A 22,283-nucleotide genomic window follows, 5' to 3' on the forward strand; every position below is an offset into this window, starting at 1 on the left:
GCATGACCACCCCGCAGATTCTCGCCTTCGGCGTCATTGGCCTGATGATGGCCGTCTTCATCTGGGACCGCTTCCGCTATGATCTTGTCGCCTGCTGCGCGCTGGTGCTGGCGATGTGCGTCGGCATCGTCCCGTTCGACAAGGCCTTCTCGGGGTTCAGCGATGACATCGTCATCATCGTCGGCAGCGCCCTGGTGGTGAGCGCCGGCGTCGCCCGCTCCGGCATCGTCGACAGCGCCATCAAGCGCCTCTTCCCGAACCTCAATTCGCTGCATACGCAGCTGGCGCTGCTGCTGATCGTCGTCGCCGTGCTCTCCGCTTTCATCAAGAATATCGGCGCATTGGCGATCATGATCCCGGTCGCCTTCCAGTTCTCGAAGAAGACAGGGAAATCGCCCTCGCTCTATCTGATGCCGATGAGCTTTGCAGCCCTGCTCGGCGGCCTGATGACGCAGATCGGCACCTCGCCTAATATCGTCGTCTCCCGGCTGCGGGAGGAAATCACCGGCACCCCCTTCACCATGTTCGATTTCACGCCCGTCGGCGCGACACTTGCCGTCGTCGGCGTGCTCTTCCTGATCTTCTTTCACTGGCTGGTCCCGGAGCGGGAAAACGAGAACCCGTCGCTGGAAGAAGCACTGGGTTTGAAGACCTATTTCTCGGAAGCCACCGTCGTCGATGACTCCGGCTTCGATGGCAAGAAGCTCCGCGATATCCTCCAGCTCGGCGATGGCGAGGTGGTGGCGACGGCCATCCTTCGCGGGCATTCCCGCCTGTCGCCCTTTCCCGATGTGACGCTGAAATTGGGCGACACGATCCTGCTCGAAGGCGGCCCGGAGGCACTCGACCGGGTAGTTTCCAATGCCAAGCTCAAACTGTCAGGAAAGCAGATACCGGCAGCGAAGGAAGAAGGCGACGTCACCTCGATCGAAGCCGTCGTGTCGTCGGAATCGACGCTCATCGGCTGGTCGGCGCGCCAGCTTTCGCTTTTCAATCGCCGGCGCATCAATCTGCTAGCCGTCAGCCGCCAGGGTCATCGGCTCACCGAGCGGCTGAGCGAGGTCACGCTGAAATCGGGCGACGTCCTCGTCCTCCAGGGCAGCCGCAAGAGCCTTCCGGCCTTCCTTCAGGAGTTCGCCTGCCTGCCGCTTGCCCAGCGCGATATCCTGCTCGGCACCCAGCGCCGCGCCTATGTGCCGCTGCTGATCCTGGCTGCCGCTATGGGCGCCACAGCCGCAGGCCTGGCACCGGTTGCGGCCGCCTTCTTCTGCGCCGCATTGGCCATGGTGGTCTTCCGTGTCATCCCGCTGCCCGACGTCTACAAGGCATTCGACGGACCGATCCTGATCATGCTGGCCGCCCTGATCCCAGTCTCGGACTCGCTGCGCACCACCGGCGGCAGCGAGCTGATTGCCGGCTGGCTCGGCCACTTCGCGGCCCAGATGCCGCCATTCGGCGCGCTGGCGCTCATCCTGATCACCGCGATGGCGGTAACGCCGTTCCTCAACAATGCCGCCACCGTGCTGGTCATGGCGCCGATTGCGGCCAGCTTCGCTCAGACGCTCGGCTACAAGCCGGAGGCCTTTCTGATGGCAGTGGCGATCGGCGCCGGCTGTGATTTCCTCACCCCGATCGGCCACCAGTGCAACACGCTGGTCTTTGGCCCGGGCGGTTATCGCTTCAGCGATTACCCCCGTCTCGGCCTGCCGCTTTCCTTCATCATCATCCTCGTCAGCGTTCCCATGCTGCTCTATGTCTGGCCGCTGCAATGAGCCGAAGCGCCCATTTTTCTTGACGTCAGCGGTCGAATATGGCCTTAAGGCCAGCCAAACGGACAATCGCCGGGCGAAGTGCGCAACTTGCCCTTATCCGGTCGGTTTCCTGATCCAGTTATCTGCATTCTTCCTGCCGCACGCCGCTTTTCACAGCAAAAGCCGTCGGCATTCATTTGACGGGCACAAAACAAATGACAGCTTCCGGCGTCCGCGTCCGCATTGCTCCCTCGCCGACCGGCGAGCCGCATGTCGGCACCGCATATATTGCACTCTTCAACTATCTCTTCGCCAAGAAGAACGGTGGCGAGTTCATCCTGCGCATCGAAGACACCGATGCCACCCGCTCGACCCCGGAATTCGAGCAGAAGGTGCTGGACGCGCTGAAGTGGTGCGGTCTCGAATGGTCGGAAGGCCCTGACGTCGGCGGCCCCTACGGCCCCTATCGCCAGTCCGACCGCAAGGACATGTACACGCCCTACGGCCAGGAACTGCTCGACAAGGGCCATGCCTTCCGCTGTTTCTGCACGCCCGAGCGCCTGGAACAGATGCGCGAAGCCCAGCGCGCCGCCGGCAAGGCGCCGAAATATGATGGTCTCTGCCTGAAATACTCAGCCGAAGAAGTCAGCGCCAAGATGGCTGCAGGCGAAAGCTCGGTCATCCGCATGAAGATCCCGGCTGAGGGCTCCTGCGACTTCAACGACGGCGTCTACGGCGACGTGTCGATCCCGTGGGACAGCGTCGATATGCAGGTGCTCATCAAGGGCGACGGCATGCCGACCTATCACATGGCAAACGTCATCGACGACCATCTGATGAAGATCACCCACGTCGCCCGCGGCGAAGAGTGGCTGGCCTCGGTGCCGAAGCACATCCTGCTCTACCGCTATTTCGGCTGGGAAGCGCCCGTCTTCATGCACCTGTCGCTGATGCGCAATGCCGACAAGTCGAAGCTGTCGAAGCGCAAGAACCCGACCTCGATCTCCTATTACTCCGCTCTCGGCTATATCCCGGAAGCGCTGATGAACTTCCTCGGCCTGTTCTTCGTGCAGATCGCCGAAGGCGAGGAGCTGCTCGATATCGAGGAGCTCGCTGCCAAGTTCGACCCGGAGAACCTTTCCAAGGCCGGCGCCATTTTTGACATTCAGAAGCTCGACTGGCTGAACGGCCGCTGGATCCGCGAGAAGATGTCGGAAGAGGAATTCCAGGCCCGCGTCCTGACCTGGGCCATGGAGAACGATCGCCTGAAGGCCGGTCTTCGCCTGTCGCAGTCGCGCATTTCCAAGCTCGGCGAACTGCCGGAGCTCGCCGGCTTCCTGCTGAAGTCCGATCTCGGCCTCGATCCCTCGGCCTTCGCCAAGATCAAGTCGCCGCCGGAAGAGATCCTCGAGATCCTCAACACCGTTCAGCCGGATCTGGAAAAGATCCTCGAATGGAATGTCGAGACGATCGAAGCCGAACTGCGCGCCATCGCCGACCGCATGGGCAAGAAGCTGAAGGTCGTGGTAGCCCCGCTCTTCGTTGCCGTCTCCGGCTCGTCGCGCTCGCTGCCTCTCTTCGATTCCATGGCGATCCTCGGCCGCTCGGTCGTGCGCCAGCGTCTCAAGCTCGCCTCGCAGGCAGTCGCCTCTCTCGTCGGCCCGAAGAACTGAACCGGACATTTGCACCATGACCGAAAAGACCGAAACAGCGACCCTTTCCTCCGACGCCACTGAAGTGCGCGCCCAGAAGCTCAAGCTGCTGCGCGAGCAGATCGGCGACGTCTATCCGGCGCATTTCCACCGGACGATGACCAACGCCGAGCTGTCGGAAAAGTACAAGGATCTGGAATCCGACGTCGAGACGCAGGATGTCGTCACCGTTGCCGGCCGTGTCTATTCCTCGCGCAACTCGGGCATGTTCATGGATATCCATGACGCCGGCGGAAAGATCCAGATCTTCAGCCACAAGGATGTGACGCCGGAAGAAGCCCGCAACATGCTGGCGATGATCGATATGGGCGACATCATCGGTGTCACCGGCACCGTGCGCCGCACCAAGCGCGGCGAACTGTCGATCAATGCCCGTGAAATCACCATGCTGACCAAGTCGCTTCTCCCCATGCCGGAGAAGTGGCACGGCATTTCCGACATCGAGATCCGCTATCGCAAGCGCCATCTCGACATCATGACCAACGAAGAGTCCAAGCTCCGCTTCCAGCAGCGCTCGAAGATCGTTTCGGGCGTGCGCCGCTTCATGGAAAATGACGGCTTCATGGAAATCGAGACGCCGATGCTGCATTCGGTCTATGGCGGCGCCACCGCCGAGCCGTTCAAGACGCATCACAACACGCTAAAGCTCGACATGTACCTGCGCATTGCGCCGGAACTGTTTTTGAAGCGCACGCTGGTTTCGGGCCTGACCGACAAGGTCTTCGAGATCAACCGCAACTTCCGCAACGAAGGCGTTTCCACCCGGCACAATCCTGAATTCACGATGATGGAATGCTACTGGGCCTATGCCGACTACGAGGACATCATGGACCTCGTCGAGCGGCTGTTCGAAACGCTCGCACTGCAGATCCACGGCTCGACTGAATTCCCGTTCGGCGACAAGACGCTGTCCTTCAAGGGTCCGTTCAAGCGCGTACCGATGCCTGACGCCGTCAAGGAAGTGACCGGCATCGATTTCCTGGCGATGAAGACCGACGAAGAAGCACGCGCTGCCGCCAAGGCTGCCGGTTTCGAAGTCGAGAAGGATTGGACCTGGGGCGAATGCCTGGCCTTCATCTTCGAAGAGAAGGTCGAGGCCACTCTGATCCAGCCGAGCCACGTCACCCATTTCCCGAAGGACATCTCGCCCTTCGCCAAGGAAGTGCCGGGCGAGCCGCGCCTAGTCGAACGCTTCGAGACCTATTGCAATGCCTGGGAACTGGGCAATGCCTTCTCGGAGCTCAACGACCCCGAAGAACAGCGCCGCCGCATGGTCGAGCAGCTGGAGCAGGCGCACGCCCGCGGCGAAAAGGACAAGCAGCTCGACGACGAGTTCCTCGACGCCATCGATCAGGGCATGCCGCCCGCAGGTGGCCTCGGCATCGGCATCGACCGCCTGATCATGCTGCTCACCAACGCACCATCGATCCGCGACGTCATTCTCTTCCCGGCCCGCCGCGCCAAGGCAGACTGAGAACAGCCATCCTAAACGACAAAGGCGGAGCGCCCGAAAGGACGCTCCGCTTTTTCTTTGCCGTCACCGGCTAAACTGTTGAAAACCTCAGTGCCCGCTTTTGGCAGGCGCGGCCTCGCCGCCTTCGCCGCCACCTTCGGCTGCTGGCGCTTCGCCTTCCTTGCCCTCGGCCGCAGGTGCTTCGCCCTCGCCCTCGCCGCCCTTGGCCTTCTGGCCCTTGCCGCCCTTCTTACCGCCACCCTCTCCACCTTCGGTGGAGGCGACAGCGGTCGGGTCGATGCAATCGGAATGCTCGTTGAACGAGGCGTTCAGCGCCTGGATTTCGGTTTCGGGAAGATCGACGCGCTCGCCGAAGAACAGCCCGTTGGCACTTGCCTGGCCGTCGTAGTAGCGCGCCGTGAACGGCTTGTCGTCGATACCCTCGATCATCTTTTCCGGATGCGGAATATAGACGACATCGGCGCCGATCGCCCGGCCTCGGATATCCGAACGCACCGTCGGGCCGTTCTGATCCAGCACCACGACCTGCACCAGATCGGGCTTGCTGTCGTTATAGAGTGCCTGCGCCACGCGAAGCGCGGTGCGGACACGCGTCACGCCATCGGTCGGTTCTGTCTTGATGTATTTGCGGAGCCAGACATGGTCCTGTTTCTTGATCGTCACCAGCGTGACATCGGTACAGGAAACGCCGTTGACCTCCTCCGCCGGAGGTCCGAGAATCTCGTCCTTGCCAATATAAAGCGCTGCGCCGCCGGAAGCGCCCGCGAAAAGCGCCATGCCGCCGATAACGATTGCCAGCTTCCGGGAAGGCCGGAATATGCGCAGTAAGGCCTTCACGCCAACTGCTCCGCCATCGACAAGACTCCAACTCGATACATGTTCGGAAAGCTAGTGAAACGACGTTTCGGAATGCTTAAGTGGCATCAGTAAAAACGCATCGGTGAGAATAAAACACCAAAAAAGGTCCGGATATTCACAGACTTGTCAGGCTGTATTTCGGCATGCTCTAAAGCCGCATGGCCTTCACGCTTCGTCAGCTCCAATATTTTGTCGCCGTTGCCGAACAGGGTTCGGTGACGCGCGCCGCGCAGAACCTTTCGATCTCGCAATCGTCGGTCACCGAAGCCCTGAAAGAGCTGGAAACGGATCTCGGCGTCACGCTGTTCGATCGCCACCCGCGCGGACTGACCATCACGCATAATGGCCACCAGTTTCTCCGCCATGCGACGAAAATCCTGGCAACGGTTTCGGATGCCCGCACCAGCTTTTCCGGACAGCAAAGTGCGCTCTCGGGAACGCTGAATATCGGCGTCACATCGCTTGTCGCCGGCTATGTGCTCTCCGATCTCCTGGCCCGTTATCGCCGCGCCTGCCCGGGCGTCGATGTCAGCGCCATCGAGGACAACGGCGGGTATCTCGAACATCTTCTCGTCGGCGGCGAGCTCGATGTGGCCGTTATGGTGATCTCCAACCTGCGCGACCGCATGGCGCTTCAGGCGGAAATTCTTGAGACCTCGCCCTACCGCCTCTGGCTGCCGATGGGCCATCCGCTCGTCTCCGCCGACATCATCTCCGTCGCCGATATCGCCCGCGAACCACTCATCATGCTGACGGTCGATGAAATCGAAGAGAATACCGGCAAGCTGCTCTCGGCGCTCGGCGCCCGCCCGCACGTCGCCTTCCGTACACGCTCGGTCGAAGCGGTACGAAGCCTGGTTGCGACAGGCGCCGGTGTCGCGCTGCTGCCCGACCTCGTCTACCGCCCCTGGTCGCTGGAAGGCGACCGTATCGAGAGCCGCGATGTCTCGGGTTCTCTGCCGGTGGTGCAGGTCGGCATGGTCTGGCGCAAGGGATCGAGCCTGCCGCAGGCGGCGCGGGATTTCGTCGGCATCGCCGAAAGCATGCGCTCCGGCCGTATCCGCTCCTGATCTATCGGAATTTCCGATATCACCTTTCTGATAAATGAATTTGCGAAAGCGGATTTTTCATCGCAACTTTTCAACCGGGAACAAAATGCCGCAACAAGCGGCTCAAACCGGGAGACAGACGATGACGAATCTCTTGAAATCCTGCACGGCCGCACTCGCGTGCCTGAGTTTCGCAACGCAGGTGATTGCCGCAGAACCGCTGAAGACGTTGGGCAAGGGTGAAGGTGCTGTCAGCATCGTCGCCTGGGCTGGTTATATCGAGCGCGGCGAAACCGACAAGAATTACGACTGGGTCACCGGCTTCGAAAAGGACACCGGCTGCAAGGTCACCGTAAAGACCGCCGCGACGTCGGACGAAATGGTCTCGCTGATGAACGAAGGCGGCTTCGACCTCGTCACCGCCTCCGGCGACGCTTCGCTTCGCCTCATCGCCGGCAAGCGCGTCCAGCCGATCAACACCGATCTGATCCCGAGCTTCAAGAATGTCGATCCGCGCCTGCAGCAGGGTCCGTGGTACACGGTCGGCGGCGTGCATTACGGCGTTCCCTACCTCTGGGGACCGAACGTGCTGATGTACAACACCGACGCCTTCAAGGATAAGGCGCCGACCAGCTGGAAGGTGGTCTTCGAGGAAGAAACCCTGCCGGACGGCAAGTCGAACAAGGGCCGCGTCCAGGCCTATGACGGCGCGATCTATATCGCCGATGCCGCCATGTATCTCATGGCCCACAAGCCGGAGCTCGGCATCAAGGATCCCTACGAACTGAACGAAGATCAGTACAAGGCAGCGCTCGACCTGCTGCGCGGCCAGCGCAAGCTCGTCTCCCGTTACTGGCACGATGCGATGATCCAGATCGACGACTTCAAGAACGAAGGCGTCGTCGCTTCCGGCTCCTGGCCGTTCCAGGTCAACCTGATGCAGGCAGACAAGCAGAAGATTGCCTCGACCTTCCCCGAGGAAGGCGTCACCGGCTGGGCCGATACGACGATGCTGCATGCCGACGCCGAGCATCCGAACTGCGCCTATATGTGGATGGAACACTCGCTGTCCGCCAAGGTTCAGGGCGACGCCGCCGCCTGGTTCGGCGCCGTTCCCTCGGTTCCGGCAGCCTGCAAGGGCAACGAGCTGATGACCGACACCGGTTGCGCCACCAACGGCTTCGACCACTTCGACAAGATCAAGTTCTGGAAGACCCCGGTTGCCAAGTGCACGACGCAGAGCGAATGCGTGCCGTACCATCGCTGGGTCTCCGACTATGTCGGCGTGATCGGCGGGCGGTAAGTCCCCTCCCCAACCCCTCCCCACAAGGGGGAGGGGCTACTCGATGCACCGCTCCGCTCCAATCTCAACGTCTGAGTTCGCCAAGAGGGAATGGCGGGGTTAAGCCCCTCCCCCTTGTGGGGAGGGGTTTGGGGCGGGGTATTTTGCCAAGATTGAAGCATCACTTAGACACGCCCGGAGCCCCCACATGACACCCGCCGTCCGTTTCCAGAAGGTCTCGCGTCACTTCGGCCAGGTTCGCGCCGTCGATGGCGTCGATCTCGAGATCGCGCCGGGCGAGTTCTTCGCCATGCTCGGCCCGTCCGGCTCCGGGAAGACCACCTGCCTCCGGCTGATCGCCGGCTTCGAGCAGCCGACCACCGGGCATATCCAGATTTTCGGCGAAACGGCCGAAGGCGTTCCGCCCTACCGGCGCAACGTCAACACCGTCTTCCAGGACTACGCGCTCTTCCCGCACCTCAACATTCTCGACAACGTCGCCTACGGGCTGATGGTCAAGGGCGTCGGCAAGGTCGAGCGCCTGCGGGAAGCTGAAAAGGCGCTGGAACTGGTCAAACTTCCCGGCTACGGCGCCCGCCGCCCCGGCCAGCTCTCGGGCGGCCAGCGGCAGCGTGTGGCGCTGGCGCGCGCCCTCGTCAACAAACCGAAGGTGCTGCTCCTCGACGAGCCGCTCGGCGCGCTCGATCTCAAACTCCGCGAGCAAATGCAGGAGGAACTGAAGAGCCTGCAGCGCGCCCTCGGCATCACCTTCGTCTTCGTCACCCACGATCAGGGCGAGGCGCTGTCCATGGCCGACCGTGTTGCCGTCTTCAACGATGGCGGCATCGTCCAGGAAGGCACGCCGCACGATATCTACCGCCGCCCGAAAACCCGGTTCGTCGCCGATTTCGTCGGCTCGTCGAACGTCATCGCCCCGGAATTCATGGCCTCTCTCGGCGGCGAAAAGCGCTGGGCAAGCCTTCGCCCCGAAGCAATCCGCCTCGGCGATGGCGCAAAGGCAAGGGTCGAGAATGCCAGCTTCCTCGGCGCTGCAACCCGGTTGACCGTTGATATCCGCGGCACCCGCCTGCATGTGATGCTGCCCGCCGGCGCCGATGTGCCAGACGTTGGCTCCAGCGTCCGCCTCGGCTGGCAGCCGGGCGACGTCCACTACATGGATGACGCGGCATGAGCGCCATTGCGATGACAGGCAAGGACACGTCGATCCTGCCCGGCCGCGGCGGCTTCTTCGGCAGCCTCTCCGACGCCTTCTGGCGGCACCCGAAACTGCTTCTGTTCCTGATGCTGACACCGCCGCTGCTCTGGCTTGGCATCATCTATATCGGCTCGCTGATCGCTCTTTTGCTGCAAAGCTTCTTCTCGATCGACGATTTCTCGGGGATGATCAGCTATGAGTTCACGCTGTCCACCTATGCGCAGCTGCTGAACCCGACCAATTTCGACATCATCGTCCGCACGGTGGTCATGGCGGCTCTTGTCACCATCGCCTCCGCCTTCATCGCCTTCCCGATCGCCTATTATGCGGCGCGCTATGCGCAGGGAAAATGGAAGGCGCTCTTCTATCTCGGCATCATGCTCCCGCTCTGGTCGAGCTATCTGGTGAAGATCTACGCCTGGAAACTCATCCTCGCCAAGGAAGGCATCCTCACCTGGTTCTTCGACAAGCTCTATCTCTCCTGGCTGCTCGACGGTATTCTGAACCTGCCCGTTATCGGCGGTAATTCGCTCTCCGTCAGCTACCTCGGCACCTTCATCGTCTTCGTCTATATCTGGCTGCCCTACATGATCCTGCCGACGCAGGCCGCCCTCGAGCGCGTGCCGGGTAACCTGATCGAGGCCTCGTCGGATCTCGGCGCCACCCCGCGACAAACGTTCCGCACAGTGCTCTTCCCGCTCGCGCTACCGGGCATCGTCGCCGGTTCGATCTTCACCTTCTCGTTGACGCTCGGCGACTACATCATCCCGCAGATCATCGGCTCCTCGCGTCTTTTCATCGGCCAGGCGGTCTATACGCAGCAGGGCACGGCCGGAAACGTCCCGCTCGCCGCCGCCTTCTCCGTCGTGCCGATCGTCATCATGGCCATCTATCTCTGGCTTGCCAAAAAACAGGGAGCTTTCGATGCGCTCTGATCGCGGACAACGATCCCCGCTTATCCTGAAGATCGCCGCCGCAGGCGGGCTGCTCTTCCTGCATCTGCCGATCCTGCTGATCTTCGTCTATGCCCTCACGACGGAAGAGAAGAGCTACCAGTGGCCGCCGCCCGGCCTGACGCTGCAGTGGTTCGGCATTGCCTGGAACCGCCCGGACGTCTGGTCGGCATTGGGGCTGTCCGTTCAGGTCGCCTGCATCGCCACCGCCATCGCGCTGGTGCTGGGCACGCTCTGCGCCGCCGCCGTCAGCCAGACGAAATTCTTCGGCCGGGAAGCGATCTCGCTGCTCGTCATCCTGCCGATTGCCCTGCCCGGCATCATCACCGGCATCGCGCTGCGCTCGGCCTTCAGCCTGTTCGACATCCCGTTCTCGGTCTGGACGATCGTTCTCGGCCACGCCACCTTCTGCGTCGTCGTCGTCTATAACAACGCCGTCGCCCGTTTCCGGCGGACGTCGGGGTCGCTGATCGAGGCCTCGATGGATCTCGGCGCCGATGGCTTCCAGACCTTCCGCCATGTCGTGCTGCCGAATATCGGCACGGCGCTCTTGGCCGGCGGCATGCTCGCCTTTGCACTGTCCTTCGACGAAGTCATCGTCACCACCTTCACCGGCGGCCAGCAATCGACGCTGCCGATCTGGATGCTGGAGGAGCTGATCCGCCCGCGCCAGCGCCCTGTCACCAACGTGGTCGCCATGGTCGTCGTGCTGGTCACCTTCCTGCCGATCCTCGCAGCCTATTACCTCACCCGTGACGGCGACCAGATTGCCGGCGCCGGAAAATAACCAGAGTGGGATGCCCCCATCCGCTCGCTGAACAAAAGGGAGAACATCATGGACACCCAAATGCTGATCGGCTCGCGCTTCGAAGCCGGCACGGAAACGGAAGAACACGTCCTGAACCCGAAGACGGGCGAAAAAGTGCTGGATCTGCCGGAAGCGTCGCTCGGCCAGGTCGACGCCGCGGTCGATTCCGCCGAAAAGGCCTTCAAGAGCTGGTCGCAGACGACGCCCGGCGAGCGCTCCTCCTATCTCCTGAAGATCGCCGACGCGATCGAGCGGGATGCGCAGGGTTTCGCGGCGCTGGAAGCGCTGAACTGCGGAAAGCCGATCAACGCCGTGCTCAACGATGAAATCCCGGCGATCGTCGATTGCTACCGCTTTTTTGCGGGCGCCGTGCGCAATCTGCACACGCCCGCCGCCGGCGAATACCTGCCTGGTCACACCTCGATGATCCGCCGCGATCCGATCGGCATCATCGGCTCGATCGCGCCCTGGAACTATCCGCTGATGATGATGGCCTGGAAGCTGGCACCGGCGATCGCCGGCGGCAACACCGTTGTCTTCAAGCCCTCTGAACAGACGCCGCTAACGGCGCTGAAGATGGCCAAGCTGCTCTCCGAAATCCTGCCCGAAGGCGTCGTCAACGTCATCCTCGGCCGCGGCGAGAGCGTCGGCAACGCGCTGATCAACCATCCGAAGATCGGGATGGTGTCGATCACGGGCGATGTCGCCACCGGCAAGAAGGTGCTGCAGGCCGCCGCCAAGACCGTCAAGCGCACCCATCTGGAGCTCGGCGGCAAGGCCCCTGTCATCGTCTTCGACGATGCCGATATCGACGCCGTCGTCGCCGGCATCCGCACCTTCGGCTATTACAATGCCGGTCAGGACTGCACCGCCGCCTGCCGCATCTATGCCGACGCCAAGGTCTACGACAAATTCGTCGCCGACCTCTCCTCCGCCGTCTCCTCGATCAAATTCAATCAGGCCGACGACACCGAAAACGAGATCGGTCCGCTGATCTCCAAGCGGCAGCGCGACCGCGTCGAAAGCTTCGTTGCCCGGGCGTCCGAGCACAAGCACATGGAAGTCACCACCGGTGGCAAGGCCTCCGGCGACAAAGGCTTCTTCTTCACCCCGACGGTCATTGCCGGCGCGACACAGGACGATGAGATCGTCCGCCGCGAAGTCTTCGGTCCCGTTGTCTCGGTTACCCGCTTCAGCGATGTCGAGGACGCCGTCACCTGGGCCAACGACAGTGACTACGGCCTGGCCTCTTCCGTCTGGACCAAGGATATCGGCCGCGGCATGAAGACGGCAGCCCGCCTGCAATATGGCTGCACCTGGATCAATACGCATTTCATGCTGGTCAACGAGATGCCGCATGGTGGCGTCAAGCAATCCGGCTACGGCAAGGACATGTCAGTCTATGCTCTGGAAGATTACACGGCGGTCCGCCACGTAATGATCAACCACGGATGAAATAACCCGAAGGGGTTATTGCAATAACATATTTGTGATACGAGGCCGCCGTGAACAACTACGGCGGTCTTTTTGTTGATATATTTCAATATTGCGTTGAACGAACATCTGCTCCATATTTGAGCAAAGCCTTGGCAATGGCCGCGGGGGGCTACGAAGGCTGATAAGTTTCAATGGCATCGGTAATTAATATTGCAGAACTCGAGCGCGCACTTGCCGGCTTGATGGATTCCGCATTGATGCCGGAGACATGGGCCGGCACGCTGGAGGCGATCAGCCGCGCGACCGGTTCGGCCGGCGCGCACATCATGCCAGTGCGCGGAAAGTTCGAAGCTGGCGTGCTGACCACCCCGAATTTTCTTGAGGCATTCGACGTCTATTTCGCCGAAGGCTGGTACAAGCGCGACTTTCGCGAGCGCGGCCTGCCGATCGGCCTCAGCAAGGGCGTGGTGATCGAGCACGACATCGCAAACAGCGCCGATTTCGAGCGCCAGGCCTTTTATACCGACTTCCTGGCGCGCTTCGGCCTGCGCTATTCCGCAATGGTCCTCTTCGAAATCAGGGGCAGCACCCTCAGCATCAATCTGCAGCGGGGCATGAACGACACGCCCTTCGACCGCTCTGACGAACCGCTGCTGCTCGCCATGCAATCCCGGCTCTCGGCCGCCGCAGAGATCGTCCGAACCCTCGATGCGGCAAAGGTCGGCGGCATGGGAGACGCCTTCGACCTCACTGCCGCCGCTGCAATCTTCTTCGACCGCAAAGGACGGATCACCTATCTGAACAGCCGCGCCGAAAAGCTGCTCGATGACGAAGTCCGCGTCGCAGGCGGCGAGCTCTTCTCGGCAAAGCAGAGCGAGGCGGCGCAGCTGCAACGACAGGTCCTGTCGGCGGCCGATGGCGCGCTGTTCATCGATCTTCCGTCTGTCCGCATATCCCGAACCGGAAAGCCGCCGCTGGTCGCCCGCGTCCAGAAGCTTCAGGGCCTCGCCGCAGACCTCTTTGCCCATTCCAGCGTTGTCGTTCTAATCACCGACCTTGCAGAACGCGAAGGACCGAGCATCGAGTTGCTGCGCAGCACCTTTGCACTCACACCGCAGGAAGCCACGGTGGCAAAACTGCTGCTTGACGGCTCCTCGCCGCGGGAGATCGCCACCATTTGCGGACTGCAATATGAAACGGCGCGCGGCTACGTCAAACGCGTACTCGCCAAGACGGGCACTCAACGGCAGGCGCAGCTGATCGCCCTGCTTTCAGGCCTGAAGTCTTAGGTGACCACCTGGGCACCATAGAGCGCCCATAGCTCCCAGCCGCCTTCCCAGATCATGTCGAGCGCCACATAGACGATGATCGCCAGACCGATCCAGCCGATCCAGCGGAAGCGGCTGAGCAGCTTGGCGACGAAATTCGAGGCGACGCCCATGAGAACGACCGAGAGAATGAGGCCGAAAACCAGCGCCGTCATGTTCGATTTCGCGGCACCCGCCACCGCCAAAACGTTATCGAGCGACATCGAAAGATCGGCGAAGATGATCTGCCCGATCGCCTGACGCAGAAGCTTCGGCTTATGCGCATGATGCCCGGCCGCGTCATCGCCACCCTCTTCTTCGCCCGCTTCGCGAAGCTCCTTGAACATCGTCCAGCAGATCCAGAGCAGCAGGAAGCCGCCGATCAGGTTGATCCCCTTGATGACAAGCAGTTCGGCAGCGATGATCGCAAAGACGATGCGGATCACCGCAGCAGCAGCAATGCCCGCCACGATCGCCTTGCCGCGCAGCTCCGGCGCCAGACCGGCCGCCGCCATGCCGATGACGATCACATTATCCCCGGAGAGGATGATGTTGATCATGATGACTTCGAGATAGATGGAAATGACGGCGGGATCAAAGAAGGAGGACATCAAGGCACTTTCGTCGATGGGGCAAATCGATGAGAAAATCCCCACGCCTTCAGCGCGCCTGCAGCGCAGATACGCGACAGATCGTGACCCTTAGGAATTGGGGGCTCTTCCTGGAAAAAGTTTGAAACAGATCAAGGCCCGGTTGAAAAGCCCTGCGACCTGCCGATGAAGGCAGATTGGAAAATCGCCTGTTATTTCAATCGATTTTATTATGCGACGGGAACAAATTGCCGTCTTCCGCGTCTTCTTCTGCGTCCAACACAGAGGAAACCTCCATGCTTAAGTGGGCTCTCATATTTTTCGTCATTTCGCTGATCGCCGGCTTCTTCGGCTTCTCGGGCATATCCGCTGCGACCGCGACGATCGCGCGCGTCCTCTTCGGCATCGCGCTGGTGATCTTCCTGATCTTCCTCGTGCTCGCACTGATGGCGGGACAGGCGATTCTATAGCGACAAAAGCGGCGAGCCTCAGAGCAGGCTCGCCCCGACATTGATCGCCAGCGCCAGGATTGTCGTGTTGAAGAGAAACGACAGCACGGCATGCAGCAGCGCGATCTTGCGCATCGTGCGCGACGACAGGCCGATATCGGCCGTCTGTGCGGCGACACCGATGGTGAAGGAGAAATAGAGGAAGTCCCAATAGATGGGCTCCTCTATCTTGTCTGGAAAAACCAGACCTTCAGCCTTGTCCCGCCCGCCATAAAAACGGTGGGCATAGTGGATCGTGAAGAGCGTGTGCAGGAAAACCCAGGAAATCAGGATGGTGACGATCGCCGCCATGGCCCGTCCCAGCGCCACATCGGCCGGCGCGTCCTTGACTGAATGCAGCTCGAGACCGATACCGGCAATGCTCGCAACGGCGGCGGCGATCGACAGGAACAGTACGAACGTATCGGAAAAATCGAGGTCTTCGGAGCGGCGGCGAATATCGGAAACGGTCGCCCGCAGCATCTTGCGCCAGCTTATCACGATGAAGACGATCGCTGTCACATTCCAGCCAACCAGCACGTTCTTGGCATTCACATCGCGCGACGTCAGCAGCAGGAAGACGGCAAACCCGGCAGCGAAGGCGATGATGAAACTGCCATGCCTGATTGCGTAAGTCATAAACCCGGAGCGCTTCCCGCCTGCCATTCCGCTTCTCCCGTCTCAGCTGCTGATATGAAACATGAAAAAGGCCCGGACACCATCGGCGTCCGGGCCTTTTCAAGGACTTGTGTAAAGGCCTTAGGCAGCAGCGAGCTGCAGTTCCTTCTGCACCATGCCGCGCAGCGTGCCGAGATCCTTGGCGAACGCGCGGATGCCTTCAGCGAGCTTTTCGGTCGCCATCGCATCTTCGTTCATCATCCAGCGGAACGTCTTTTCATCGACGCTGATCTTCGCAGCCGGCTTCACCGTCTCCGGCGACAGCTTGCGCTCAAGCTTGCCCTGGTCGTTCGACAGTTCGTCGAGCAGGTTCGGCGCAATCGTCAGGCGGTCGCAACCAGCCAGCGCTTCGATTTCACCGGCGCTGCGGAACGAGGCACCCATGACGATCGTCTTGATGTCGTTGACCTTGTAGTAGTTGTAGATATCGCGAACGGAAACCACGCCCGGATCTTCCTCAGGCGTGTAATCCTTGCCCGTCGACTTCTTGTACCAGTCGAGGATACGGCCGACGAAGGGCGAGATCAGGAACACCTTGGCGTCGGCGCAGGCGACAGCCTGTGCCTTCGAGAAGAGCAGCGTCAGGTTGCAGTCGATGCCTTCCTTCTGTAGCACTTCGGCAGCGCGGATGCCTTCCCAGGTGGATGCGAGCTTGATCAGGATACGGTCCTTCTCGATGCCACGTTCCTTATAGCCGGCGATGATGCTGTGAGCCTTGTCGATCGAAGCCTTGGTGTCGAAGGAGAGGTCGGCATCGACTTCCGTCGAGACACGGCCAGGCACCAGCTTCGAGAGCGCGGCACCAACGGAGATCGCCAGGCGATCGGCAACGGCGGCCGAAACAGCCTCGGCATTGCCGCCCTGCTTCTTGCCCCAGGCAACGCCTTCCTTGATCGCGTCGGCAAACATCGGCGTGCCGAGTGCCTTCAGAACGATGCTCGGGTTCGTGGTGCAATCGACGGGCTTCAGGCGCGCCACGGCCTCGATGTCGCCGGTATCGGCAACCACCGTGGTTATCTCGCGGAGTTGGTCAAGCTTGGATGTCATGGTCAAAATCCTTTGTGACTGAGCTGCGAACCGGCGCGACCTTCGCCCGGAAAAGAGGTGATCTACGGAATGCTGACGTTCGTGTTGCAGGCGAAGAAGCGCGGCTCCATCACGGCTGTTGAGCTAACGGGAGTTGCACCGGCAATGTTCCGGGCCGGAGCCGAAAGAATGGCGCGATAATTCGGCGCAGGCAATGCCTGCGGCACCAAGGCCGGTCCTGACTTTCCGTATGCCCGCACACTGTCCTCCTCGGACGGACAAGAACGACGTCTGTCGCGGATAATATCGCAATTCCGTTCATCGAAAGTCAAGGACATTTGTGCATTTCAATTGACATAAGTGTCACACCCGTCATTATCGGCGGGAACAATGCGATGCCCCGAGCGCCTTTCGCTTGCTGCAGGCAATTAGGGTGAAATTCTCGCAGGAGAAGATGTGGTCAAGCTGAAGCGCGGCACGCACACCGCTTATTCCGAAGCTTCCTCGCTGAGGCTCAGGGCGGCGTGGCTCTACTACAATCAGGGCCTCACGCAGAAGGATGTTGCCGAGCAGCTTGGCATCAGCCGCACCACCGTCATCCGCCTCCTCGACGAAGCGATGAAGCGCAGCGAAGTGCAGATCTGGATCAACGATTCGATCGGCGACTGCGTCGAACTTTCGGTCAAGCTCGAGCGTGCGTATGGCCTGGATGAGGCCATCGTCGTACCCTCCCCGGCAAACAGCGACGTCAACGCACTGGCGAAAAGCGTCGGCCTGGCGCTCGGCCAGTTTCTCTCCGAAGCGATCCCCGACAATTACACGATCGGCGTCGGCTGGGGGCGGACGATGACCGCCTCGCTATCGAGCTTCCGCTCGCCACGGCGCGACAATTGCAAGGTCGTCTCGCTGCTCGGTGGCGTCGTTGCCGTGCACCAGACCAATCCAATCGACTACACCTGGCGGCTGGCGAGTCAGCTCGGCGCCGAGTGCTACATGTTCCTGGCGCCGCTGCTGGTCGATTCCATCGAGACCAAACGCAACCTGATCGATAGATGCGGCCTGGACTCGATCTACCGGCTCGCAGAGAACCTCGACCTGGCGATCGTTTCCTGCGGCGATATCGGCCCGCATTCGACCTCGCTTTCCGAGGGATGGATTTCGAAGGCCGAGCTGCAGGAGCTTATCGACGCCGGCTGCGTCTGCGACACGATGTTCAACTTCCTCGACAAGGACGGAAACACCGTCGATCACTCGATCAACAGCCGCGTCATGTCGGTCGATCTCGACACGTTGAAAAAGGCAAAGCACATCGTGCTCTCCTCCGGCGGCGCACACCGCGCCACCGCCATCCGCGCCACAATCAAGCGGATCGGCTGCAATACGCTGATCACCGACGAGAGCGCCGCCAAGGCACTGCTGGAATTGGCTGAGGCCTGAACGCACCCGGTCAGGCGTGCGCCGACTCCCAGCCAAGCATGGCGCGCTTGCGCGTCAGACCCCAGTGATATCCCGTCAGCGCTCCGCTCTTGCCGAGCGCGCGGTGACACGGCACGACGAAGGAGATCGGGTTGGCGCCGACAGCCGCACCGACAGCACGCATGGCTTTCGGATTGCCGATGTCGTTGGCGATGTCGCTATAGGTCACGGCCTTTCCGAAGGGAATCTTCAGCAGGCTTTCCCAGACCCGCACCTGAAAATCGGTACCTATCAGCACGACGCGAAGCGGCTGCTCGGATGACCATTTGCCCGGCTGGAAGATCCGCTCGGCATAAGGCGCCGTCGCCTGCCGGTCTTCGACATATTCGGCATTCGGCCAACGGCAGGTCATGTCCTCCAGGCAGGCCGCCTCGTCGCCGAGATCGCTGAAGGCGAGCCCGGCCAGCCCGCGATCGGTGGCCATTACAAGAGCGACACCGAAGGGCGAAGTGTGGAAACCGTAGCGAATGGTCAGCCCGCCGCCCCTTGCCTTCCACTCGCCCGGAGACATGGCCTCATGGGTGACGAACAGATCGTGCAGACGGCTGGGGCCGGAGAGACCGACCTCGAAAGACGTCTCCAGCAAAGGCAGCTCTTCCTGGCGCAACAGGCGCTTGGCGTGATCGAGCGTCACCGCCTGCAGGAAGGCCTTGGGCGAAAGCCCGGCCCAGCGCGTGAAGGTCTTCTGCAATTGCGTCGGCGATTGGTTGAGGCGCGCGGCGATGTCTTCCAGCGAAGGCTGGTCGCGATAATCCTCGGTGATCAATTCGATGACCCGCCGAACGGTCTCGTAATCGGGACCATCAGGCGTGATGTCTCTGTTCAGATTTGCGATCATGTTCATCGTATTTCTCCTTGTATCAAGGAGATAATCAAGCGGGATCTGCGAAACCACCCGTTTCTTGCGCGGCTTTCAGATCCGCCGCTTCACCGTCGCCAGCGCGCCCTTGAAGGCCTTGGCGAAACTTTCGCGATCATCGGGATTGAGGAATGAGCCGATATCCGTGCGCCGCCCCTCACCCGCAACATGCATGGAGAGAATGCCGATCTCCTCATGCCGCCGCACCAGGAAGCGCGTCCAGAACGGATTAAAATGGTGCTCGATCATCTTGCCCGACGGCGCAAACTTGCGGATCGCCACGTCGCTTCGCGAAACGGTGACCTCTTCCCGCGCACGTCCGGAGCGGTAGTTCAGCCAGAAGGCACCGTAGAGAAGCGCGAAATCGAGACCGAAGAAAAAGCCGATCGGCCAGGCACCCGTCACGACGAAGAACATTCCGTACATCAGGCAGACGGCACCGGAAAGCGCGAGCAGCACACGAAACCCCTTGCGGCCGAGCGACCGGTAGGGGAAGAGTTCGGCGGCGAAAACAGGCTGTTCGACCGCGCTGTCGGCGTTGCTTTCCGTCATGGCTGATGAGTATAGATTGTCGATGGCCGAACCGAAACTCAAATCCGCTTCCCGCATTTCGCAAAACTCAAAAGTGATCGCCCGCCGCAAGACGGCGGCGGTCCGAAGCGCCTATTCCGAAGCCGAGCGGGAGGAGATTTTCCGCCGCTTCTCGATCCAGCGGCCAGAACCGAAGGGCGAGCTGGAACACAGCAACCCCTTCACCTTGGTGGTTGCCGTGGCGCTCTCGGCGCAGGCGACCGACGCCGGCGTCAACAAGGCGACACGCGCGCTGTTCAAGGCGGCCGATACGCCGGAAAAGATGCTTACCCTCGGCGAGGAAAAGGTCCGCGATTACATCAAGACGATCGGCCTCTATCGTAACAAGGCGAAGAACGTCATCGCCTTGTCGCAGATGCTGGTCGATGAGTTCGGCGGTGTCGTGCCGCAGACGCGTGACGAGCTGATCCGGCTGCCGGGCGTCGGCCGAAAGACTGCGAATGTCGTGCTGTCCATGGCATTCGGCCAGGCGACGATGGCCGTCGATACCCACATCTTCCGCATCGCCAACCGCATCAGGCTCGCGCCGGGCAAGACGCCCGATGAGGTCGAAGAGCGGATGATTAAGGTGGTACCGAAGCAGTATCTCTACCACGCGCACCACTGGCTGATCCTGCATGGCCGCTACACCTGCAAGGCAAGACGCCCCGAATGCGAGCGCTGCGTCATCGCCGATATCTGCAAGTCTGCCGAGAAGACGTGGGACATCCCCGCGCCGCTCGTCGAGCTACCGCCGCAGATGATCGGTGAGGCCATCGACTAGGCTGGCAATCGCCTGCTCGTAGTCCTCCCGCACCCCACCCTGCTCGATCTCGATAGCAGCGCGGTCAAAGGCGGCCGACAACAATGCCGTCAGCGGTCCAAGCTGCGCCGCCGCCGCGGGCATCGCCGCCAAGCCCCGGCGCAGGCTTTCCTCCGCATTCTCCCGGTCGATCGCCGAAGCCTCCGCGCCGAGAACCGCTGGCGCCTCCAGCAGCAGCAGCCGTGTACGTCCCTCGGCCGCCATGGCGTCGAAATAGGCCGATGCACCCGTGAGCAGTGCATCCCTTGGAGATTGCGCATCCGCCGAGCGGCTCTCGATCTCCTCTGCCACCTTTCCCGCCTCCAGCTCGATGACCGCCCGGAACAGCGCTCGCTTGTCTTCGAAATGGTGATAGAGCGCCCCGCGCGTCACGCCCGCCGCCGAGACGATGTCCGGCGTCGCGGTCTCGGCATAGCCTTTGTCGACAAAGAGGCGGCGCGCAGCCGCGATCAGTGCCTGCTGCGTCTGTTCGGTTCGTTCGCGATTGGTCCTGGTCATATCGCCTATTTACATACACACCGCATGTATGTTAAACGAAAAAACATACAAACTGTATGCAAATTGAAAAGGAGCAATGAAATGAAATCGACGAGCTATTATCCGGTCATCATGACCGGCGACGTGGCGGTAACGGCGGCTTTCTACATAACGCATTTCCGCTTTCAGGCGCTTTTCGAAAGTGATTGGTATGTCCACCTGCAATCCGCCGAAGACGAGCGGATCAACCTCGCGATCCTGGACGGCAGCCACGAGACCATCCCCGAGCAGGCGCGCGGCAAGGTCTCCGGCCTGCTTCTGAATTTCGAGGTCGAGGATGTCGATACCATCTACCTGGCCTGCAAGGCCGCGGGATTGCCGATCATGCGCGATTTGCGTGACGAGGATTTCGGCCAGCGGCACTTCATCACCGCCGACCCCAACGGCGTGCTGATCGACATCATCAAGCCGATCCCGCCGAGCGCCGAATTCGCCGCCATGTATGACGCCTCGGCCCTGCCCGCCTGACCTAACCTCTGAAGGCCGGATCCTTCTGCGACACCAGCTTGTGCAGGTGCACCATCATGCCGGCGGCAAAGAGTGGCGTGAGGAGATTGAGGAACGGCACCGCGAGAAAAGCCGCGATGACAAGGCCGCCCAGGAAGACCGTCGATCCGTGCTTTGCCCGGAAGGCGCGGGCCTCCTCGGGCGGCCGGAAGCGCATTGCCGCAAACTCGAAGAATTCCCGCCCGAGCAGGTAACCGTTCACCACAAAGAAGGCGATCAGATTGACGCCGGGGATGAAGAGCAGAAACAGCGCGATGATATTGCCGAGGATCACCACGCCGAGGAACTTGATCGAACTCGTCAACGCCGGTCCAAGCGGCATTGCCGTGCCCGGCCGGTCGTTCGGATAATCGCGTTTCTCCACAACCTCGGCAACGTCATCCAGAAACAGGCCGGCAATCAGCGCCGTCACCGGAGACAGAAGAAGGGCAAGGCCGAGCGCCAGCCCAAGACCGGCGAGAATTGCTAAGACGAAGCTTAGCCACCCCGCCCATTCCGGCATCTGTGGAAAGAAACCAGCAATCCAGGGAAAGAGCAGCGTCGCAAACAGGCTGCGCAGCACGAACCACAGCCCCACCAGCACCAGAAGCGTCAAACCCAGCACCTTCCAGAACACTGAGCGTGTCTCGGGAGCAAGCAGGTTGCGGAAGGACAGGCGGGCGGCGTCAAGGATCATGCGTGGCGTCTCCGTGGTTTGACCCAGGATGTAGGAATCCCCGCGCAGAACGGCAAGCCGAAATAAAAGTACATGCAGCAATGGAAAACTTGTCTGCAATTGAACACTAATATATACTGGAAATTATTCGATCTAAACTTGAGCCTGAGACGCAGCTTCCGGAAATAGTTGCAAACGGCAAGTCTCGCCCGCGCGCATCCGCAAGA

General features: G+C 61.1%; 22 protein-coding genes. 14 read left to right on the plus strand and 8 right to left on the minus strand.

The features are described from left to right. Positions 1–2: 2 nt before the first annotated feature. The 3 genes from AC1DNK_RS10180 (at position 3) to lysS (ending at position 4,937) form a co-directional block, all read left to right on the plus strand. Positions 3–1,772: an SLC13 family permease gene (locus AC1DNK_RS10180; protein ID WP_477940798.1), complete on the plus strand. Its 1,770-nt coding sequence runs from the start codon at positions 3–5 to the stop codon at positions 1,770–1,772. Between the two features lie 194 nt (positions 1,773–1,966). Beyond that, positions 1,967–3,424: a glutamate--tRNA ligase gene (gene gltX, locus AC1DNK_RS10185; RefSeq protein WP_112516845.1), complete on the plus strand. Its 1,458-nt coding sequence runs from the start codon at positions 1,967–1,969 to the stop codon at positions 3,422–3,424. A gap of 16 nt (positions 3,425–3,440) precedes the next feature. Beyond that, entirely contained in the window at positions 3,441–4,937 is a 1,497-nt protein-coding gene (gene lysS / locus AC1DNK_RS10190; RefSeq protein ID WP_112516846.1) for a lysine--tRNA ligase, read from the plus strand. A gap of 87 nt (positions 4,938–5,024) precedes the next feature. Here lysS and AC1DNK_RS10195 read toward each other — a convergent pair whose 3' ends face one another. Continuing rightward, complete coding sequence (locus tag AC1DNK_RS10195; RefSeq protein ID WP_477940800.1) at positions 5,025–5,774, minus strand: hypothetical protein; 750 nt, start codon at positions 5,772–5,774, stop codon at positions 5,025–5,027. Between the two features lie 179 nt (positions 5,775–5,953). On the opposite strand from AC1DNK_RS10195, the gene AC1DNK_RS10200 reads away from it, so the two are divergent. The 7 genes from AC1DNK_RS10200 (at position 5,954) to AC1DNK_RS10230 (ending at position 13,829) form a co-directional block, all read left to right on the plus strand. Next, positions 5,954–6,865, plus strand: coding sequence for a LysR family transcriptional regulator (locus AC1DNK_RS10200; RefSeq protein WP_112385636.1), 912 nt, complete (start codon positions 5,954–5,956; stop codon positions 6,863–6,865). A 121-nt stretch (positions 6,866–6,986) separates the two neighbouring features. Next, the gene (locus AC1DNK_RS10205) at positions 6,987–8,147 is read left to right on the plus strand and encodes an ABC transporter substrate-binding protein (protein ID WP_112537075.1); all 1,161 of its coding nucleotides are present in this window, start codon (positions 6,987–6,989) and stop codon (positions 8,145–8,147) included. 187 nt (positions 8,148–8,334) lie between these two features. Beyond that, the gene (locus AC1DNK_RS10210; RefSeq protein ID WP_477940802.1) at positions 8,335–9,318 is read left to right on the plus strand and encodes an ABC transporter ATP-binding protein; all 984 of its coding nucleotides are present in this window, start codon (positions 8,335–8,337) and stop codon (positions 9,316–9,318) included. After that, a complete protein-coding gene (locus tag AC1DNK_RS10215; protein WP_112516850.1) occupies positions 9,315–10,277 on the plus strand; it encodes an ABC transporter permease in 963 nt (320 codons plus the stop codon). Before AC1DNK_RS10210 ends, AC1DNK_RS10215 begins: the two co-directional genes overlap by 4 nt. Continuing rightward, on the plus strand, positions 10,267–11,082 hold the full coding sequence (locus tag AC1DNK_RS10220) for an ABC transporter permease (protein ID WP_477940804.1): 816 nt from the start codon (positions 10,267–10,269) through the stop codon (positions 11,080–11,082). The genes AC1DNK_RS10215 and AC1DNK_RS10220 overlap by 11 nt, the downstream gene beginning before the upstream one ends. A 48-nt stretch (positions 11,083–11,130) precedes the next feature. Beyond that, positions 11,131–12,558 carry a gamma-aminobutyraldehyde dehydrogenase gene (locus AC1DNK_RS10225; protein WP_477940806.1) on the plus strand — a complete coding sequence of 476 codons (1,428 nt, stop codon included), beginning with the start codon at positions 11,131–11,133 and terminating at the stop codon, positions 12,556–12,558. Positions 12,559–12,731: 173 nt separating this feature from the next. After that, positions 12,732–13,829 (plus strand): helix-turn-helix transcriptional regulator, encoded by a 1,098-nt coding sequence (locus tag AC1DNK_RS10230; RefSeq protein WP_477940807.1) that lies wholly within the window; start codon positions 12,732–12,734, stop codon positions 13,827–13,829. On the opposite strand, the gene AC1DNK_RS10235 is transcribed toward AC1DNK_RS10230, so the two are convergent. Further along, positions 13,826–14,458 carry a YjbE family putative metal transport protein gene (locus AC1DNK_RS10235; protein WP_310296816.1) on the minus strand — a complete coding sequence of 211 codons (633 nt, stop codon included), beginning with the start codon at positions 14,456–14,458 and terminating at the stop codon, positions 13,826–13,828. The two genes, AC1DNK_RS10230 and AC1DNK_RS10235, sit on opposite strands and share 4 nt — an antisense overlap. Before the next feature lie 275 nt (positions 14,459–14,733). On the opposite strand from AC1DNK_RS10235, the gene AC1DNK_RS10240 reads away from it, so the two are divergent. Further along, positions 14,734–14,907 (plus strand): DUF1328 domain-containing protein, encoded by a 174-nt coding sequence (locus tag AC1DNK_RS10240; RefSeq protein ID WP_112385643.1) that lies wholly within the window; start codon positions 14,734–14,736, stop codon positions 14,905–14,907. An 18-nt stretch (positions 14,908–14,925) separates the two neighbouring features. On the opposite strand, the gene AC1DNK_RS10245 is transcribed toward AC1DNK_RS10240, so the two are convergent. Further along, a complete protein-coding gene (locus AC1DNK_RS10245) occupies positions 14,926–15,591 on the minus strand; it encodes a DUF1345 domain-containing protein (RefSeq protein ID WP_477940809.1) in 666 nt (221 codons plus the stop codon). A gap of 93 nt (positions 15,592–15,684) precedes the next feature. Beyond that, a complete protein-coding gene (tal, locus tag AC1DNK_RS10250) occupies positions 15,685–16,650 on the minus strand; it encodes a transaldolase (RefSeq protein WP_477940811.1) in 966 nt (321 codons plus the stop codon). Between the two features lie 435 nt (positions 16,651–17,085). Between tal and AC1DNK_RS10255 the strand changes: the two genes are divergently transcribed. Then, entirely contained in the window at positions 17,086–18,066 is a 981-nt protein-coding gene (locus AC1DNK_RS10255) for a sugar-binding transcriptional regulator (RefSeq protein ID WP_477940812.1), read from the plus strand. Positions 18,067–18,076: 10 nt separating this feature from the next. Here the strand turns inward: AC1DNK_RS10255 and AC1DNK_RS10260 are convergent, their stop codons facing one another. Both AC1DNK_RS10260 and AC1DNK_RS10265 read right to left on the minus strand, forming a co-directional pair. Continuing rightward, complete coding sequence (locus AC1DNK_RS10260; RefSeq protein WP_477940815.1) at positions 18,077–18,949, minus strand: methylated-DNA--[protein]-cysteine S-methyltransferase; 873 nt, start codon at positions 18,947–18,949, stop codon at positions 18,077–18,079. Positions 18,950–19,018: 69 nt separating this feature from the next. Beyond that, positions 19,019–19,516 carry a DUF2244 domain-containing protein gene (locus tag AC1DNK_RS10265; protein WP_112385729.1) on the minus strand — a complete coding sequence of 166 codons (498 nt, stop codon included), beginning with the start codon at positions 19,514–19,516 and terminating at the stop codon, positions 19,019–19,021. Positions 19,517–19,538: 22 nt separating this feature from the next. On the opposite strand from AC1DNK_RS10265, the gene nth reads away from it, so the two are divergent. Then, positions 19,539–20,318, plus strand: coding sequence for an endonuclease III (gene nth / locus AC1DNK_RS10270; RefSeq protein WP_477940816.1), 780 nt, complete (start codon positions 19,539–19,541; stop codon positions 20,316–20,318). Here the strand turns inward: nth and AC1DNK_RS10275 are convergent. Further along, the gene (locus tag AC1DNK_RS10275) at positions 20,283–20,855 is read right to left on the minus strand and encodes a TetR/AcrR family transcriptional regulator (protein WP_477940818.1); all 573 of its coding nucleotides are present in this window, start codon (positions 20,853–20,855) and stop codon (positions 20,283–20,285) included. The genes nth and AC1DNK_RS10275 overlap by 36 nt on opposite strands. 81 nt (positions 20,856–20,936) lie before the next feature. Here AC1DNK_RS10275 and AC1DNK_RS10280 point away from each other — a divergent pair, with 81 nt between their 5' ends. Continuing rightward, positions 20,937–21,362 (plus strand): VOC family protein, encoded by a 426-nt coding sequence (locus AC1DNK_RS10280; protein WP_477940820.1) that lies wholly within the window; start codon positions 20,937–20,939, stop codon positions 21,360–21,362. 1 nt (position 21,363) lies between these two features. Here AC1DNK_RS10280 and AC1DNK_RS10285 read toward each other — a convergent pair whose 3' ends face one another. Then, positions 21,364–22,077 carry a sulfate transporter family protein gene (locus tag AC1DNK_RS10285; protein ID WP_310296801.1) on the minus strand — a complete coding sequence of 238 codons (714 nt, stop codon included), beginning with the start codon at positions 22,075–22,077 and terminating at the stop codon, positions 21,364–21,366. Between the last annotated feature and the right edge of the window lie 206 nt (positions 22,078–22,283).

This window comes from Rhizobium sp. 01N424 (assembly GCF_056399485.1).